Origin of the sequence: Sphingopyxis sp. CCNWLW2 (genome assembly GCF_037095755.1) — a bacterium.
Classification (GTDB): domain Bacteria; phylum Pseudomonadota; class Alphaproteobacteria; order Sphingomonadales; family Sphingomonadaceae; genus Sphingopyxis.
In genome coordinates this window covers 666400-680000 of record NZ_JBAWKJ010000001.1, presented here as the reverse complement: position 1 = coordinate 680000, position 13601 = coordinate 666400, and the positions used below count along the sequence as shown (strand labels likewise).

General features: G+C 63.7%; 10 protein-coding genes, 1 tRNA gene and 2 rRNA genes (1 of these 13 running past the window's edge). 10 read left to right on the top strand and 3 right to left on the bottom strand.

What is annotated here, in order from left to right; all coding sequences use genetic code 11:
• From V8J55_RS03170 to V8J55_RS03160, 3 genes are all read left to right on the top strand, one after another.
• Nucleotides 1-1948 (top strand): 23S ribosomal RNA (locus V8J55_RS03170); it begins 845 nt to the left of the window's first position.
• Between the two features lie 117 nt (nt 1949-2065).
• A 5S ribosomal RNA gene (gene rrf, locus V8J55_RS03165) occupies nt 2066-2180 on the top strand.
• Nucleotides 2181-2311: 131 nt separating this feature from the next.
• Nucleotides 2312-2388, top strand: a tRNA-Met gene (locus V8J55_RS03160).
• 232 nt (nt 2389-2620) lie between these two features.
• Here the strand turns inward: V8J55_RS03160 and V8J55_RS03155 are convergent.
• Complete coding sequence (locus V8J55_RS03155; protein ID WP_336444352.1) at nt 2621-3913, bottom strand: Hsp70 family protein; 1293 nt, start codon at nt 3911-3913, stop codon at nt 2621-2623.
• Nucleotides 3914-3999: 86 nt separating this feature from the next.
• Nucleotides 4000-4644, bottom strand: coding sequence for a TetR/AcrR family transcriptional regulator (locus V8J55_RS03150; RefSeq protein ID WP_336444351.1), 645 nt, complete (start codon nt 4642-4644; stop codon nt 4000-4002).
• 53 nt (nt 4645-4697) lie between these two features.
• On the opposite strand from V8J55_RS03150, the gene V8J55_RS03145 reads away from it, so the two are divergent.
• The 3 genes from V8J55_RS03145 to V8J55_RS03135 are packed head-to-tail and all read left to right on the top strand — an operon-like array spanning nt 4698 to nt 8833.
• Nucleotides 4698-6125, top strand: a complete 1428-nt coding sequence (locus V8J55_RS03145) for an efflux transporter outer membrane subunit (RefSeq protein WP_336444350.1) — start codon at nt 4698-4700, stop codon at nt 6123-6125.
• Nucleotides 6125-7273, top strand: coding sequence for an HlyD family secretion protein (locus V8J55_RS03140; protein ID WP_336444349.1), 1149 nt, complete (start codon nt 6125-6127; stop codon nt 7271-7273). Before V8J55_RS03145 ends, V8J55_RS03140 begins: the two co-directional genes overlap by 1 nt.
• 3 nt (nt 7274-7276) lie before the next feature.
• Nucleotides 7277-8833, top strand: a complete 1557-nt coding sequence (locus V8J55_RS03135; RefSeq protein ID WP_336444348.1) for a DHA2 family efflux MFS transporter permease subunit — start codon at nt 7277-7279, stop codon at nt 8831-8833.
• A 2-nt stretch (nt 8834-8835) separates the two neighbouring features.
• On the opposite strand, the gene V8J55_RS03130 is transcribed toward V8J55_RS03135, so the two are convergent.
• Nucleotides 8836-9258, bottom strand: coding sequence for a VOC family protein (locus V8J55_RS03130; protein ID WP_336444347.1), 423 nt, complete (start codon nt 9256-9258; stop codon nt 8836-8838).
• An 80-nt stretch (nt 9259-9338) separates the two neighbouring features.
• On the opposite strand from V8J55_RS03130, the gene V8J55_RS03125 reads away from it, so the two are divergent.
• The 4 genes from V8J55_RS03125 (at nt 9339) to V8J55_RS03110 (ending at nt 13517) form a co-directional block, all read left to right on the top strand.
• On the top strand, nt 9339-11216 hold the full coding sequence (locus tag V8J55_RS03125; RefSeq protein ID WP_336444346.1) for an ABC-F family ATP-binding cassette domain-containing protein: 1878 nt from the start codon (nt 9339-9341) through the stop codon (nt 11214-11216).
• A gap of 84 nt (nt 11217-11300) precedes the next feature.
• The gene (locus V8J55_RS03120) at nt 11301-11807 is read left to right on the top strand and encodes a hypothetical protein (protein WP_336444345.1); all 507 of its coding nucleotides are present in this window, start codon (nt 11301-11303) and stop codon (nt 11805-11807) included.
• Nucleotides 11808-11886: 79 nt separating this feature from the next.
• The gene (gene hppD / locus V8J55_RS03115) at nt 11887-12975 is read left to right on the top strand and encodes a 4-hydroxyphenylpyruvate dioxygenase (protein ID WP_336444344.1); all 1089 of its coding nucleotides are present in this window, start codon (nt 11887-11889) and stop codon (nt 12973-12975) included.
• Entirely contained in the window at nt 12972-13517 is a 546-nt protein-coding gene (locus V8J55_RS03110; protein ID WP_336444343.1) for a VOC family protein, read from the top strand. Before hppD ends, V8J55_RS03110 begins: the two co-directional genes overlap by 4 nt.
• Nucleotides 13518-13601 lie beyond the last annotated feature (84 nt).

The window sequence follows — 13601 nt, the reverse complement described above, 5'->3', positions numbered from 1 at the left end:
CGCGAAATCTATTGAGGTAGAGCGTCGGATGAATACCATGGGGGGTAGAGCACTGGATGGATGCGGGGGTCGCGAGATCTACCAATTCTAACCAAACTCCGAATACCCATGAGTAATATCCGGCAGACAGACGGCGGGTGCTAAGGTCCGTCGTCAAAAGGGAAACAGCCCTGACCTACAGCTAAGGTCCCCAAGTCATCACTAAGTGGTAAAGCATGTGGGAATCCCAAAACAACCAGGAGGTTGGCTTAGAAGCAGCCATCCTTTAAAGAAAGCGTAACAGCTCACTGGTCTAAATAAGGGTTCCTGCGGCGAAAATGTAACGGGGCTAAAGTGATGCACCGAAGCTTAGGGTGTGTAGTTTACTACACGCGGTAGCGGAGCGTTCCGTAGGCTGATGAAGCGATCTGGTAATGGGTCGTGGAGGTATCGGAAGTGCGAATGCTGACATGAGTAGCGATAAACAGGGTGAGATGCCCTGTCGCCGAAATCCCAAGGGTTCCTGCTTAAAGCTAATCTGAGCAGGGTAAGCCGGCCCCTAAGACGAGCCCGAAGGGGGTAGTCGATGGGAACCACGTTAATATTCGTGGGCCTGGAGGTGTGTGACGGATCTCGTAAATTGTCTGCTCTTATTGGATTGAGCAGGCTTTGAAGAGGTTCCAGGAAATAGCCCCTCCATTATAGACCGTACCCTAAACCGACACAGGTGGGATGGTAGAGTATACCAAGGCGCTTGAGAGAAGTCTCCTGAAGGAACTCGGCAAATTGCCTCCGTACCTTCGGAAGAAGGAGGCCCTCATTCCGGGCAACCGGTTTGAGGGGGCACAGGCCAGGGGGTAGCGACTGTTTAGCAAAAACACAGGGCTCTGCTAAGTCGGCTTCAAGACGACGTATAGGGCCTGACGCCTGCCCGGTGCCTGAAGGTTAAGTGGAGTGGTGCAAGCTGCGAAATGAAGCCCAGGTAAACGGCGGCCGTAACTATAACGGTCCTAAGGTAGCGAAATTCCTTGTCGGGTAAGTTCCGACCTGCACGAATGGCGTAACGACTTCCCCACTGTCTCCAGGAGATGCTCAGCGAAATTGAATTCTCCGTGAAGATGCGGAGTACCCGCGGTTAGACGGAAAGACCCCGTGCACCTTTACTGCAGCTTCAGAGTGGCATTAGGAAAGAACTGTGTAGCATAGGTGGGAGGCTTTGAAGCGTTGGCGCCAGCTGACGTGGAGCCATAGGTGAAATACCACCCTGTTGTTTTCTGATGTCTAACCTCGATCCATGAAACTGGATCAGGGACCCTCTGTGGCGGGTAGTTTGACTGGGGCGGTCGCCTCCTAAAGAGTAACGGAGGCGCGCGATGGTAGGCTCAGGACGGTTGGAAACCGTCTGCAAGAGTGCAATGGCATAAGCCTGCCTGACTGCGAGACTGACGAGTCGAGCAGAGACGAAAGTCGGTCATAGTGATCCGGTGGTCCCGAGTGGAAGGGCCATCGCTCAACGGATAAAAGGTACGCCGGGGATAACAGGCTGATGATTCCCAAGAGCTCATATCGACGGAATCGTTTGGCACCTCGATGTCGGCTCATCACATCCTGGGGCTGGAGCAGGTCCCAAGGGTTTGGCTGTTCGCCAATTAAAGTGGTACGTGAGCTGGGTTCAGAACGTCGTGAGACAGTTTGGTCCCTATCTGCCGTGGGCGTCGAAATTTGAGAGGAGTTGACCCTAGTACGAGAGGACCGGGTTGAACATACCTCTGGTGTACCTGTCGTGGCGCCAGCCGCGCAGCAGGGTAGCTATGTATGGACGGGATAACCGCTGAAAGCATCTAAGCGGGAAGCCTCCCTCAAGATAAGATTTCATAGAGCCGTGGAAGACCACCACGTTGATAGATCGGATGTAGAAGCGCGGTAACGCGTGGAGCTAACCGATACTAATTGCTCTATTCGCACTTAAGAGTCCCGCCATCAACGACAAGCCTGACCGGTTTGTCCGCGATAGTGGATGATTGATCAGACAAATATTGCACGGACATCGATTGAAACCCTTTTTGACCCTACGCCGGCTTCATTGCTTGGTGACCATGGCGTCAGTGACCCACCCGATCCCATCTCGAACTCGGCCGTGAAACCTGACAGCGCCGATGGTACTACCGCTTAAGCGTTGGAAGAGTAGGACGTCGCCAGGCATTGCAGCCGGCGTAAGGTCGAAAAAGGAAGACCCATTCACAAAGTTAGAGGCCGGCAGCGATGCCGGCCTTTTGCTGTTTTTGCGGTCTGTCTCGGTTGAAAATCGGGGCATTGAACCGCATATTGGTGGCGCGGGATGGAGCAGCCCGGTAGCTCGTCAGGCTCATAACCTGAAGGTCGTAGGTTCAAATCCTACTCCCGCAACCACCACAAATCTCAGCGAACCCAAGTGAACGCCAACATTTGTGCGTGCCCCCGCGCTGGCGGGATCAATCGCAATCATCAAAAAACCCGCTTTTCCTTCTGGGATGGCGGGCTTTTTTGCGTTTCGCACGCGCGGGCGCCGGCGAGCATGCCGATATCCGGATTCCCCTCGCTATTTTCCTTCGGGAACGACGATCTCGAGCCCGGCAGAGCCGCCCGGGTTCGATCGACCCGATCAGGCCGCCCATTCGGCCGAGTCGGATTCCTCGCCGATCAGGGCGAGCCCGTGCGCGATCGAGGTCAACTCGCCGCCGGTCGCGATACGCTCTTCGCCGAAACGGCGGTCGAACATCGCGCGGATCGCGGGGATCAGCGACGAGCCGCCGGTCAGAAAGACGCGGTCGATCGCCGCGGGCGCGATGCCCGCGCGCGCGAGCGCCTGTTCCATCGCCGCCTCGATGCGGCGAAGATCGTCGGCGATCCATTGCTCGAAATCGGCGCGCCGCACGTCGGCCCCGATCTCGATTCCGCCACCGGCGAAGTGAAATTCGGCGTGATCGCTGCTAGAAAGTGCGCGCTTGAGCCTGCCCACGGCATCATAGAGCGGGAAGCCCTGCTCATGCTCGATCAGCGCGATCATGCGGCCGATCAGGTCGGGCCGCTCGGCGTCGCGCTGGAGGCGGCGGATTTCCTCGATCGTGCGGCGGTTTCGCATCATCGCGAGCCGCGACCAGTCACCGAAATCGGCGAAATAGCCGCCGGGGATTTCGAGCAGCTTGTCGAACGAGCGATATTGGCTGCCCTTGCCGAGCAGCGGCAGCACCAGCCGGTCGACGATGCGGTAATCGAAGCGGTCGCCCGCGATGCCGATCCCCGACGAGGCGAGCGGCACGCAGCGCCGCGGACTCCCGGGCTCGGCGACGCGGACGATCGAAAAGTCGGTGGTGCCGCCGCCGAAGTCGGCGACGAGGATCGTTGCCGGCTCGGTCAGGCGCGAGGCATAGCTGTGCGCGGCGCCGAGCGGTTCGTGGACATAATAGATTTCGGTCCCGAACGCCGCGAGCATCGCGTCGTAACGCTGGCGCGCGAGTTCGGCGTCGGGCCGCGCGCCGGCATATTCGACCGGACGGCCGACGATGATACGGCGCGGCCGCTCGTCGAGCGCGCCGCCGGCATGCGCGACGAGGCGCTGGAGGAACAGGCGCCCCATATCCTCGAAGCGGAACGGCTTGTTGAAGATCATCGCGCGCTCGAACAGCGGGCTCGCGGCGACGCTCTTGAACGACTGGATGAAGCGGCTGTCGAGCGGCGACTGGAGATATTCATCGATCGCCCACGGACCCGCCTCGTGCGCGATGCCGTTCCAGCCGCGTTCCTCTTCCCAGAAGCAGAGCGCCGAGCGGAACACCGCGTCGCCCGCGTCGCCGAACGCGACCAGTTCGGTGCCGCCCTCGCCATCGGCGAGCGCGACGACGCTGTTCGTCGTGCCGAAATCGAGGCCGAGCGCGCTCGCGGCCGCCTTGTCCATGACATGCTCCTGTAGCTGGGGATCCCGGTCGGGGGGCGGCGCCTATTGCACAGGAGGGCGGGGGGAGCAAGTTTCCGCGGCGACGGTCAGCCTTCGGGCCCCCACGCGCGACAGAAGGCGTCGACCGCGGCGTCGACATCGCCCCGAAGGCGATCGAGGTCGCGGCTTTCGGGAAGGTTGAGCATCGCGAATTGATAGACGCCCGACTGACAAAGGCCGGTGAATTGCTGCACCGCGCGCATCGGATCGCCCATTCGAATCTCGCCGCGCACCATCTTTTCGCCCACCCAGACGGCCGCGCGCGCCTTGCCGCGTCGCGGGCCGCGCTCGTAGAATGTCTCGGCGAGGTGCGGGAAACGTTCGGCTTCGCCGACGACGAGGCGAAAAAGCGACAGGATCGGCGTCGCGGTCAGCTTGGTCATCAGCAGATTGCCGAATACCCGCAGTACATCGGGAACCGGCCCCTCAAGCGGCAGATCGATCGCGAGCGCGTCGCCATATTGCGCGACGATATCGTCGACGACCGCGGCGAACAGATCCTCCTTCGACGGGAAATAGGTCCAGAGCGTCGTTTTCGACCCGCCGACCTTGCTCGCGATCGACGACATCGTCGTCCCCGCATAACCATTGGCAAAGAACAGCTCGCGCGCGGCGTCGACAAACGCTTTACGGCGCATCGTCGCGGCATCGTCGAGGGCAGGCGTACTATCTGGTATCATTTCGATTGACAACGCATCCTCCGAAGTCCATTTGCGCATGATACCAGCTAGTATCGTTGGAAGCTATGCCCCGGACAATTTTTCTCTCCACCGCTGTTTTCGGCCTGCTTGCGGGCTGCGCGAGCGTTCCCGACCTCGGGCCGAAGCCGGTTCCGGCGGCGGCCGAGTCGCTGGAATCGAACGCGACATTCGCCAGCGCACAGGGTGCGTGGCCCGGTGAAGGTTGGTGGCAGGGCTTTGGCGATGCCCAGCTCGATGCGCTGATCGAGGAAGGGCTCAAGGGCTCGCCCGATGTCGCGATCGCCGCCGCGCGGGTCAGCGCGGCCGAGGCGATGGCGCAGCAGGCGGGCGCCGCGTTGCTGCCGCGCGTCGGCGCCGAGGCGAGCGCGGGCGGCGTCCAGCAGAGCAAGAATATGGGCATTCCGCCCGAATTTGTGCCCGACGGCATTCAGGATACCGGCCATATCGCCGCGACCTTCAGCTTCAACCTCGACTTGTGGGGCCGCAACCGCGCGGCGCTCGCTGCCGCGACGTCGGAAGCCGAGGCAGCGCGCGTCGACGAGGCGCAGGCGCGGCTGATGCTCACCACCGGGATCGCGTCGGCCTATGCCGATCTCGCCGGTTATTATCATGCGCTCGACGTCGCCAATGATGCGGTGCGCGTCCGCACCGCGAGTGCCGACCTGTCGGGCGAGCGCGCCCGCGCGGGGATCGAAAATCAGGCGAGCCAGCGGCAGGCCGAAAGCCGCGCCGCCTCGGCACGCGCCGACGTCGTTGCGCTCGAAGAAGCGATCGCGACGACGCGCAACCGGCTCGCCGCGCTCATCGGTGCCGGGCCCGATCGCGGCCTGTCGATCGCGCGCCCGCAGATCGCGCGCCCGTCGCTCGGTCTGCCAGGCAATGCGGGGATCGACCTGATCGGGCGGCGTCCCGATATCGTCGCGGCGCGGCTGCGATCCGAAGCCGCCGCGAAGCGCATCGATGTCGCGCGCGCCGATTTTTATCCCAATGTCAGCCTGTCGGCGCTCGTCGGGCTCCAGTCGCTAGGGCTCTCCAACCTGTTCAAATCGGGGTCCGAATATGGCAATGGCGGCGCTGCGATCAGCCTGCCGATCTTTGAGGGCGGGCGGCTGCAGGGCCAATACCGCGGATCACGCGCCGATTATGATGTCGCGGTTGCGACCTATGACCGCACGCTGATCGGGGCGCTGCGCGATGTCGCCGACATCGTGGCGAGCCGCGCCGCGACCGAACGTCAGCTTGTGGGGCGGCGCGAGGCGCTGACCGCGGCGGCCGAGGCCTCGAAGCTCGCCGGACTGCGTTACCGCGCCGGCCTCTCGAACCAGATCGTCCAGCTCACCGCCGAGGACAGCATGGTGGCCTTGAGCCGCGCCGTCGCCGACCTCGAAGCCCGCCAGCTCTCGCTCGATATCGCCCTGATCCGCGCGCTTGGCGGCGGATATCGTGCGCAAAACTCAACAGGAGACGAATGATGGCCGACGAAACGGCTGCAGCTGTAACCGACGCTCCCGAAGCCAGCCCCGAAGTCAACGGCGCCAGGCGGAAGAAGCTCCTGCGCATCCTCGCAATCGTCGTGGTGGCGGTCGGGGTCCTGTGGGGCCTCTGGTATTTCCTGACGCAGGCGGGACGCGTCCACACCGACAATGCCTATGTCGGCGCGGACTCGGCGCAGGTGACCGCGCTCGTCTCGGGACCCGTCAAGGAAGTGCGCGTCAGCGGCACGCAGGCGGTGAAGAAGGGCGATATCCTCGTCATCCTCGACGACGCAGACCAGCGCATCGCGGTCGCCGACGCCGAAGCGGCGCTGCGCCTCGCGCGCCAGCGTTATGGACAGGCCGACGCCAACGCCGATGCGGCGCGCGCGCGCGTTACAGCGCGCGGTGCCGATATCGCACAGGCGCGGGCGCGGCTGCGCGACGCCAATGCAACGGTCGAACGCGCCCGCGCCGAACTCGCGCGGCGCGAAAGCATCGCGGGCACCGGCGCGGTTTCCGGCGAAGAACTGACCGCAGCGCGCGCGGCGCTCGCATCGGCTTCGGCTGCACGCGACCTCGCCGCCGCCGGTATCACCTCGGCCGAGGCAACGCGCGGCTCCGCGACCGGCGACCTCGGCGCTGCCGAAGCCGTCGTGCGCGGGACGACGATCAATACCGCACCCGACGTTGCGGCGGCGGAGGCGCGGCTCGAAAAGGCGCGGCTCGACCTTGCTCGTACCGTGCTGCGCGCGCCGGTCGACGGCATCGTCACCAACCGGCAGGTGCAGGTCGGCCAGCGGATCGCCGCGGGCGCGCCGATCATGGTGCTCGTGCCGATCGCCACCGCCTATGTCGACGCCAATTTCAAGGAAAGCCAGTTCGAGGATATCCGCATTGGCCAGCCGGTCGAACTGGTGTCGGATTATTATGGCGGCGACGTCGTCTATCGCGGCAAGGTCGTTGGCATCGCCGGCGGCACCGGCGCAGCTTTCTCGCTGATCCCGGCCCAGAATGCGACGGGCAATTGGGTGAAGGTGGTGCAGCGCCTGCCGGTGCGCATCGCGCTCGATCCAAAGCAGCTCAAGGACCATCCGCTGCGCGTCGGGCTGTCGATGGAAGCCACGATCGACACGCGCGGCCGATAAGCCATGGCCAGCGCCGCCGCCTCCGCTTCATCCGCCGGCATCCCGGCCGAACCGCAACCGCTGACCGGCGTACGGCTGATCGTCGCGGCCTTTGCGCTCGCGCTCGCCAATTTCGTCGTGGTGCTCGACACCACGATCGCGAACGTGTCGGTGCCGCATATCGCGGGCGGGCTCGCGGTGTCGCCGACGCAGGGGACGTGGGTGATCACCAGCTATGCGGTCGCCGACGCGATCAGCGTGCCGCTCACCGGCTGGCTCGCGATGCGTTTCGGCACCGTGCGCTGGTTTATGATCTCGATCATCGGCTTCGGCATCTTCTCCTTCCTCTGCGGCGTATCGCGCACGCTCGACGCGCTCGTGCTGTTTCGCGTGCTGCAGGGGCTCGCCGGCGGACCGCTAATGCCGCTCTCGCAGATATTGCTGCTGCGTATCTTCCCCAAGGAAAAGGCTGGGATCGGCCTCGCGATCTGGGCGATGACGACCACCACCGCGCCGATCCTCGGGCCGATCCTCGGCGGCACGATCAGCGACAATTGGACCTGGCCGTGGATCTTTTTCATCAACCTGCCCGTCGTCGCGATCTGCGCGTTCGGGGTGTTCACGCTGCTCACGCCGTTCGAGACCAAGCGCGCCAAGGCGCGGATCGATGTCATCGGCCTGATCCTGCTCGTCGTGTCGGTCGGCGCGTTCCAGATCATGCTCGACACCGGACGCGAGCATGACTGGTTCGGATCGACGTGGATCGTCGGGCTCGCGGTCGTTTCAGCGATCAGCTTTGCCGCTTTCGTGATCTGGGAACTCACCGACGCCAATCCAGTCGTGAATTTGCGCATCTTCCGCTTCCGTGGCTTCACCTTCGCGACCATGGCGATATCCTTGGGCTTCGGCGCCTTCTTTGCGCAGGTCGTGCTCACGCCCTTATGGCTCCAGCAGGTGGCGGGCTATACTGCGACCCAGACGGGCTTCATCGTCGCCTGGCTCGGTGTGTTCGCGGTTCTCCTGTCGCCGGTCGCGGCGGGACTGATGACCAAGGTCGACGTGCGCATCACCATATCGGGCGGCATCCTGTGGATGGCGGTGATGTCGGTGCTCCGCGCCAGCTGGAACGCCGATGTCGGCTATTGGACGCTCGCGCTGCCGCATATATTGCAAGGGATCGGCATGCCCTTCTTCTTCGTCGGGCTGACGGCGCTCGCGCTGAGCTCGGTGCCCGCGCAGCACCAGACCTCGGCGGCGGGGTTGATGAGCTTCCTGCGCACTTTGTGTGGCGCGATCGGCACCGCGGTTGCAACGACCGCGTGGGACGATGCGAGCCGGACGTCGCGGTCGGAGCTGGTGTCGGCGCTCAACAATCCCGAAGCGACGATGACCTCGCTGCAAAATGCCGGCTTCACGCTCGAACAGGCGCGCGCCGCGATCGAGCGGCTGGTCGAGGTGCAGGCCTCGACGCTCGGGGTGCTGCACCTGTTCCTCGCGTCGGGCGTTGTGTTCGTGCTCGCCGCGATTTCAGTGTGGTTCGCACCGCGGCCGAAACAGATTTCGATGGGCGGCGGGCACTAGCGCTATTTGGCGAAGAGCTGATCCAGATCGGCGAAAGCCTTGAACTCGAGCGCATTGCCTGCGGGATCGTGAAAGAACATCGTCGACTGCTCGCCCGGCTGGCCGGGAAAGCGCGTGTGCGGTTCGATCACGAATTCAGTCCCCGCGGCCTTCAATCGCTCGGCGAGCGCCTGCCATTCGGCGGGGGGCAGCACGACCCCGAAATGCGGCACCGGCACCGCATGGCCGTCGACCGGATTATGCGCGGCCGAGGCGCGCGGCGTGTCGACGCGATGCGCGACGATCTGGTGGCCGTAGAGGTTGAAGTCGATCCAGTCGGCATCGCTGCGCCCTTCGGGGCAGCCGAGGACGGTGCCATAGAAATGGCGCGCGGCGCCCAGATCGTCGACGGGAAAGGCGATGTGGAAGGGGGCGAGGCCGGTCATTCTCCAAATTTGCCGCACTTGCGCACCGAATGCCAGTCCGGGACTTGGGCTGGCGCGCCGAACATGCTAGGCGCGCGCCCATGCTGACAATCAACGCTATCACAGTACGCCTTGGCGGGCGCGCCATCCTCGAACGCGCCACCGCGAGCCTGCCGGCGAAAAGCCGCGTCGGGCTGATCGGGCGCAACGGCGCGGGCAAATCGACGCTGATGAAGGTGATGATCGGCCAGCTCGAAGCCGACGAGGGCAGCATCGACATGCCGCGCAAGACGCGCGTCGGCTATATCGCGCAGGAAGCGCCGAACGGCACCGCGACGCCGTTCGACACCGTGCTCGCCGCCGACACCGAACGCGCCGAACTGCTGACGGCTTCCGAGGTCGAGCGGGACCCCGACAAGCTCGGCGATATCCACGAACGGCTGATCGCGATCGACGCCTATACCGCGCCCGCGCGTGCCGCGCGCATCCTGATCGGGCTCGGTTTCGACGAAGAGATGCAGGGCCAGCCGCTCGACAGTTTCTCGGGCGGGTGGAAGATGCGCGTCGCGCTCGCGGCGCTGCTGTTCTCCGAGCCCGATTTGCTGCTGCTCGACGAACCATCGAACCACCTCGACCTCGAAGCGACTTTGTGGCTCGAAAACTTCCTGCGCGCCTATCCGGGGCAGCTCGTCGTGATCAGCCACGAGCGCGACCTGCTCAACAATGTCGTCGACAATATCCTCCACCTCGAAGGCGGCAAGGTCACGCTATACGCCGGCGGCTATGACGCGTTCGAGCGCCAGCGCGCCGAGCGTGCAGCGCAGCTTGCCGCAGCGAAGGCGTCGCAGGATGCGCAGCGCGCGAAGCTCCAGGACTATGTCGCGCGCAACAGCGCACGCGCCTCGACCGCGAAACAGGCGCAGTCGCGCGCCAAACTGCTCGCCAAGATGCAGCCGATCGCGGCGCTTGCCGAGGACCAGACGCTCGCCTTCGATTTCCCGAGCCCCGATGAACTCAAGCCGCCGCTGATCACGCTCGACCTCGCGAGCGTCGGTTACGCGGAACGCCCGGTGTTGCAGCGGCTCAACCTGCGCATCGATCCCGACGACCGGATCGCGCTGCTCGGCCGCAACGGCAACGGCAAGACGACGCTCGCGCGCCTGCTCGCGGCGCAGCTGACGCCGATGGCGGGCGCGATGGCGGCATCGGGCAAGATGCGCGTCGGTTATTTCACCCAATATCAGGTCGAGGAACTCGACGGCAGCGACACCCCGCTCGCGCATATGACGCGGGTTATGGAGGGCAAGACGCAGGGCGCGATCCGCGCCCAGCTCGGCCGCTTCGGCTTTTCGGGCAACAAGGCGACGACCGAGGTGAAAAAGCTGTCGGGCGGCGAACGCGCGCGGCTTGCGCTTGCGCTGATCACGCGCGACGCGCCGCACCTGCTCATCCTCGACGAACCGACCAACCACCTCGATGTCGATGCGCGCGAGGCGCTCGTTCAGGCGCTGAACGATTTCGATGGCGCCGTGGTGCTCGTCAGCCACGACCGGCATATGCTCGAACTCACCGCCGACCGGCTCGTGCTCGTCGACGACGGCACCGCGCGCGAATATTCGGGCAGCATGGACGATTATGTCGACATGATCCTCGGCAAAGGCCCGTCGAAGGAAAAAGTGTCGAAGGCCGACAAGAAGGAAGATCGCAAGGCTGCGGCGGCCGCGCGCGAGGCGGCGGCGAAGATCAAAAAAGACGTTAGCGACGCCGAGGCCGACCTCGCCAAATATGAGGTCGTGCTGTCCGCCATCGATCGCGCGATGTTCGACCCGCAGGGCGCTGCGAACGAATATAAGGGCCTTACGATGAGCGAATTGTCGCAGCGGCGTGGCAAAATCGTCGCCGCGCAGGAAGCCGCCGAAGCGCGCTGGGTGACGGCGAGCGAAGCGCTCGAGGCGTTTGAGGCGGCGGCCGCCGCCTAAGCGTTCTGAGGGGGCTTGCGTCGGGCAGTCCCCGACATGAGAAAGGGGCTTCGCTTTCCTCGAATCGCAAGGAAATACAGCTCGATGTCTCTTTTGACTTTGCTCCTGTTCGCAAGCAATCCCATCGTTGCTGCGCCGCAGCCTTCGGCACCCCGGAGGCCGATATTTTGCAGCGACGACTGTATTTCGCCGGTCGAAGCAGTGACCTATGCCTCCTATCTGGCGCCGAAAGCCGGCATCGCTGGCACCTTTCGCATGGAGGTGAAGGCAGTCGGCGAGCAGAAGGGCATCTATTATCTCAATTCCGAAACCGACTATCGCGACCGCAATTGCCTGACGATCGCCATTCCGGCGAAGCTCATGACCGAACTCGCGGGCGGCGAGGGGATCGAGGCGGCGGAAAGGCGTTTCAAGGGGCGCATGACGCTGGTGCGCGGCGTGGCGCAACGCGTAAAGATCGTCTTTTTCGACGATGGCGGCAGACCGACCGACAAATATTATTTTCAGGTCCAGATTCGGGCCGGAGACGCCGATCAGATTTCCACGCGGGCGGGCTATTCGGACGACCGCGCGCTTTCGCGAACACCATAGCCCGCAAGTCTCGCAGCCCTTGACTCGCGCAGCGGTGTGAGAGATAATAGTTTCAATTGAAACTAGATGGGAATGCGACATGGCCGACCTTTTCGATAATCCGCTGGGCCTCGATGGCTTTGAATTCGTCGAATTTTCGGCGCCCGAGAAGGGCATTCTCGAGCCGGTTTTCGAAGCGATGGGCTTCACACAGATCGCGCGCCACCGCTCGAAGGACGTCCAGCTGTGGCGCCAGGGCGGCATCAACCTGATCGCTAATTACGAGCCCAAATCGCCCGCGGCCTATTTCGCCGCCGAACATGGTCCGTCGGCGTGTGGCATGGGCTGGCGCGTGCGCGATGCGGCCAAGGCCTATAGCGAAGCCGTCGCACGCGGCGCCGAGCCGGTCGAGGTCAAGACAGGCCCGATGGAACTGCGCCTCCCCGCGATCCGCGGCATCGGCGGCTCGATCATCTATCTGATCGACCGCTACGGCGACGACCTCAGCATCTACGACATCGACTTTGTTTACGAGGAAGGCGTCGATCGCCATCCGGTCGGCGCGGGCATGCAGCTGATCGATCATCTGACGCACAATGTCTATGGCGGCCGCATGGCGCACTGGGCCGCCTTCTACGAGCGCATCGCGGGCTTCCGCGAAATCCGCTATTTCGACATCAAGGGCGAATATACCGGCCTGACCTCGAAGGCGATGACCGCCCCCGACGGCAAGATCCGTATCCCGCTCAACGAAGAGGGCGCGGGCGGCAAGGGGCAGATCGAGGAATATCTGCGCGCCTATAATGGCGAGGGCATCCAGCATATCGCCTTCAGCTGCGACGACCTTTACGCCGCGTGGGACAAGCTGAAAGCGCTCGGCAACCCGTTCGCCCCCGCGCCCCCGGCGACCTATTACGAGATGCTCGAAGAGCGGCTTCCGGGCCATGGCGAATCGGTCGAGGGCCTCCAGTCGCGCGGCATCCTGCTCGACGGTTCGACCGAGGAAGGCGACCCGCGCCTGCTCCTCCAGATTTTCGGCCAGACGGTGGTCGGTCCGGTCTTCTTTGAATTCATCCAGCGCAAGAAGGATGAAGGTTTCGGCGAAGGCAATTTCACCGCGCTGTTCAAATCGATGGAAATGGACCAGATTCGCCGCGGAGCGCTGACCGTCGAGGAACCCGCCGAATGACGAGCCCGATCAAATTGGGCGGCGTTCACCACGCCGCCTATCGCTGCAAGGACGCGAAGGAAACGGTCGATTGGTACGAGCGCATGCTCGGCATGACTTACACCACCGCCTTCGCCGAGGATCATGTGCCGTCGACCGGCGAATATGACCCGTACATGCACGTCTTCCTCGACGCGGGGAACGGCAACATCCTCGCCTTCTTCGAACTGCCGAACCAGCCCGACATGGGGCGCGACGAAAATACGCCCAAGTGGGTGCAACATCTCGCGTTCAAGGTCGGCAGCTATGACGAGCTGGTCGCGGCGAAAGAGCATCTGACCGCGAACGGCATCGATGTGCTCGGCCCGACGCACCACGGCATCTTCAAGTCGATCTATTTCTTCGACCCCAATGGCCACCGCGTCGAGCTGGCGTGTGACATCGGCACCGACGAGCAATATGCCGAGCTGAAACGCGTCGCGCCGCTGATGCTCGAAGAATGGAGCCAGACGAAGAAGGCTCCGCGTCACGCCGATTGGCTGCACCAGGCGGCGAACGAGTAATTGGCGTCGCCCCCGCGAAGGCGGGGGCGCTGTCGGCCTTGTCCAATGGGCGCTGCGTAAACCGCTAGCGGCCCCCGCCTTCGC

Bases quoted from the DNA above. Each gene is read 5' to 3' on its own strand.
- V8J55_RS03130 (WP_336444347.1), bottom strand. From the start codon at position 9,258: ATGACCGGCCTCGCCCCCTTCCACATCGCCTTTCCCGTCGACGATCTG.
- V8J55_RS03120 (WP_336444345.1), top strand. From the start codon at position 11,301: ATGTCTCTTTTGACTTTGCTCCTGTTCGCAAGCAATCCCATCGTTGCT.
- V8J55_RS03110 (WP_336444343.1), top strand. From the start codon at position 12,972: ATGACGAGCCCGATCAAATTGGGCGGCGTTCACCACGCCGCCTATCGC.
- V8J55_RS03140 (WP_336444349.1), top strand. From the start codon at position 6,125: ATGGCCGACGAAACGGCTGCAGCTGTAACCGACGCTCCCGAAGCCAGC.
- hppD (WP_336444344.1), top strand. From the start codon at position 11,887: ATGGCCGACCTTTTCGATAATCCGCTGGGCCTCGATGGCTTTGAATTC.
- V8J55_RS03125 (WP_336444346.1), top strand. From the start codon at position 9,339: ATGCTGACAATCAACGCTATCACAGTACGCCTTGGCGGGCGCGCCATC.
- V8J55_RS03135 (WP_336444348.1), top strand. From the start codon at position 7,277: ATGGCCAGCGCCGCCGCCTCCGCTTCATCCGCCGGCATCCCGGCCGAA.
- V8J55_RS03145 (WP_336444350.1), top strand. From the start codon at position 4,698: ATGCCCCGGACAATTTTTCTCTCCACCGCTGTTTTCGGCCTGCTTGCG.
- V8J55_RS03155 (WP_336444352.1), bottom strand. From the start codon at position 3,913: ATGGACAAGGCGGCCGCGAGCGCGCTCGGCCTCGATTTCGGCACGACG.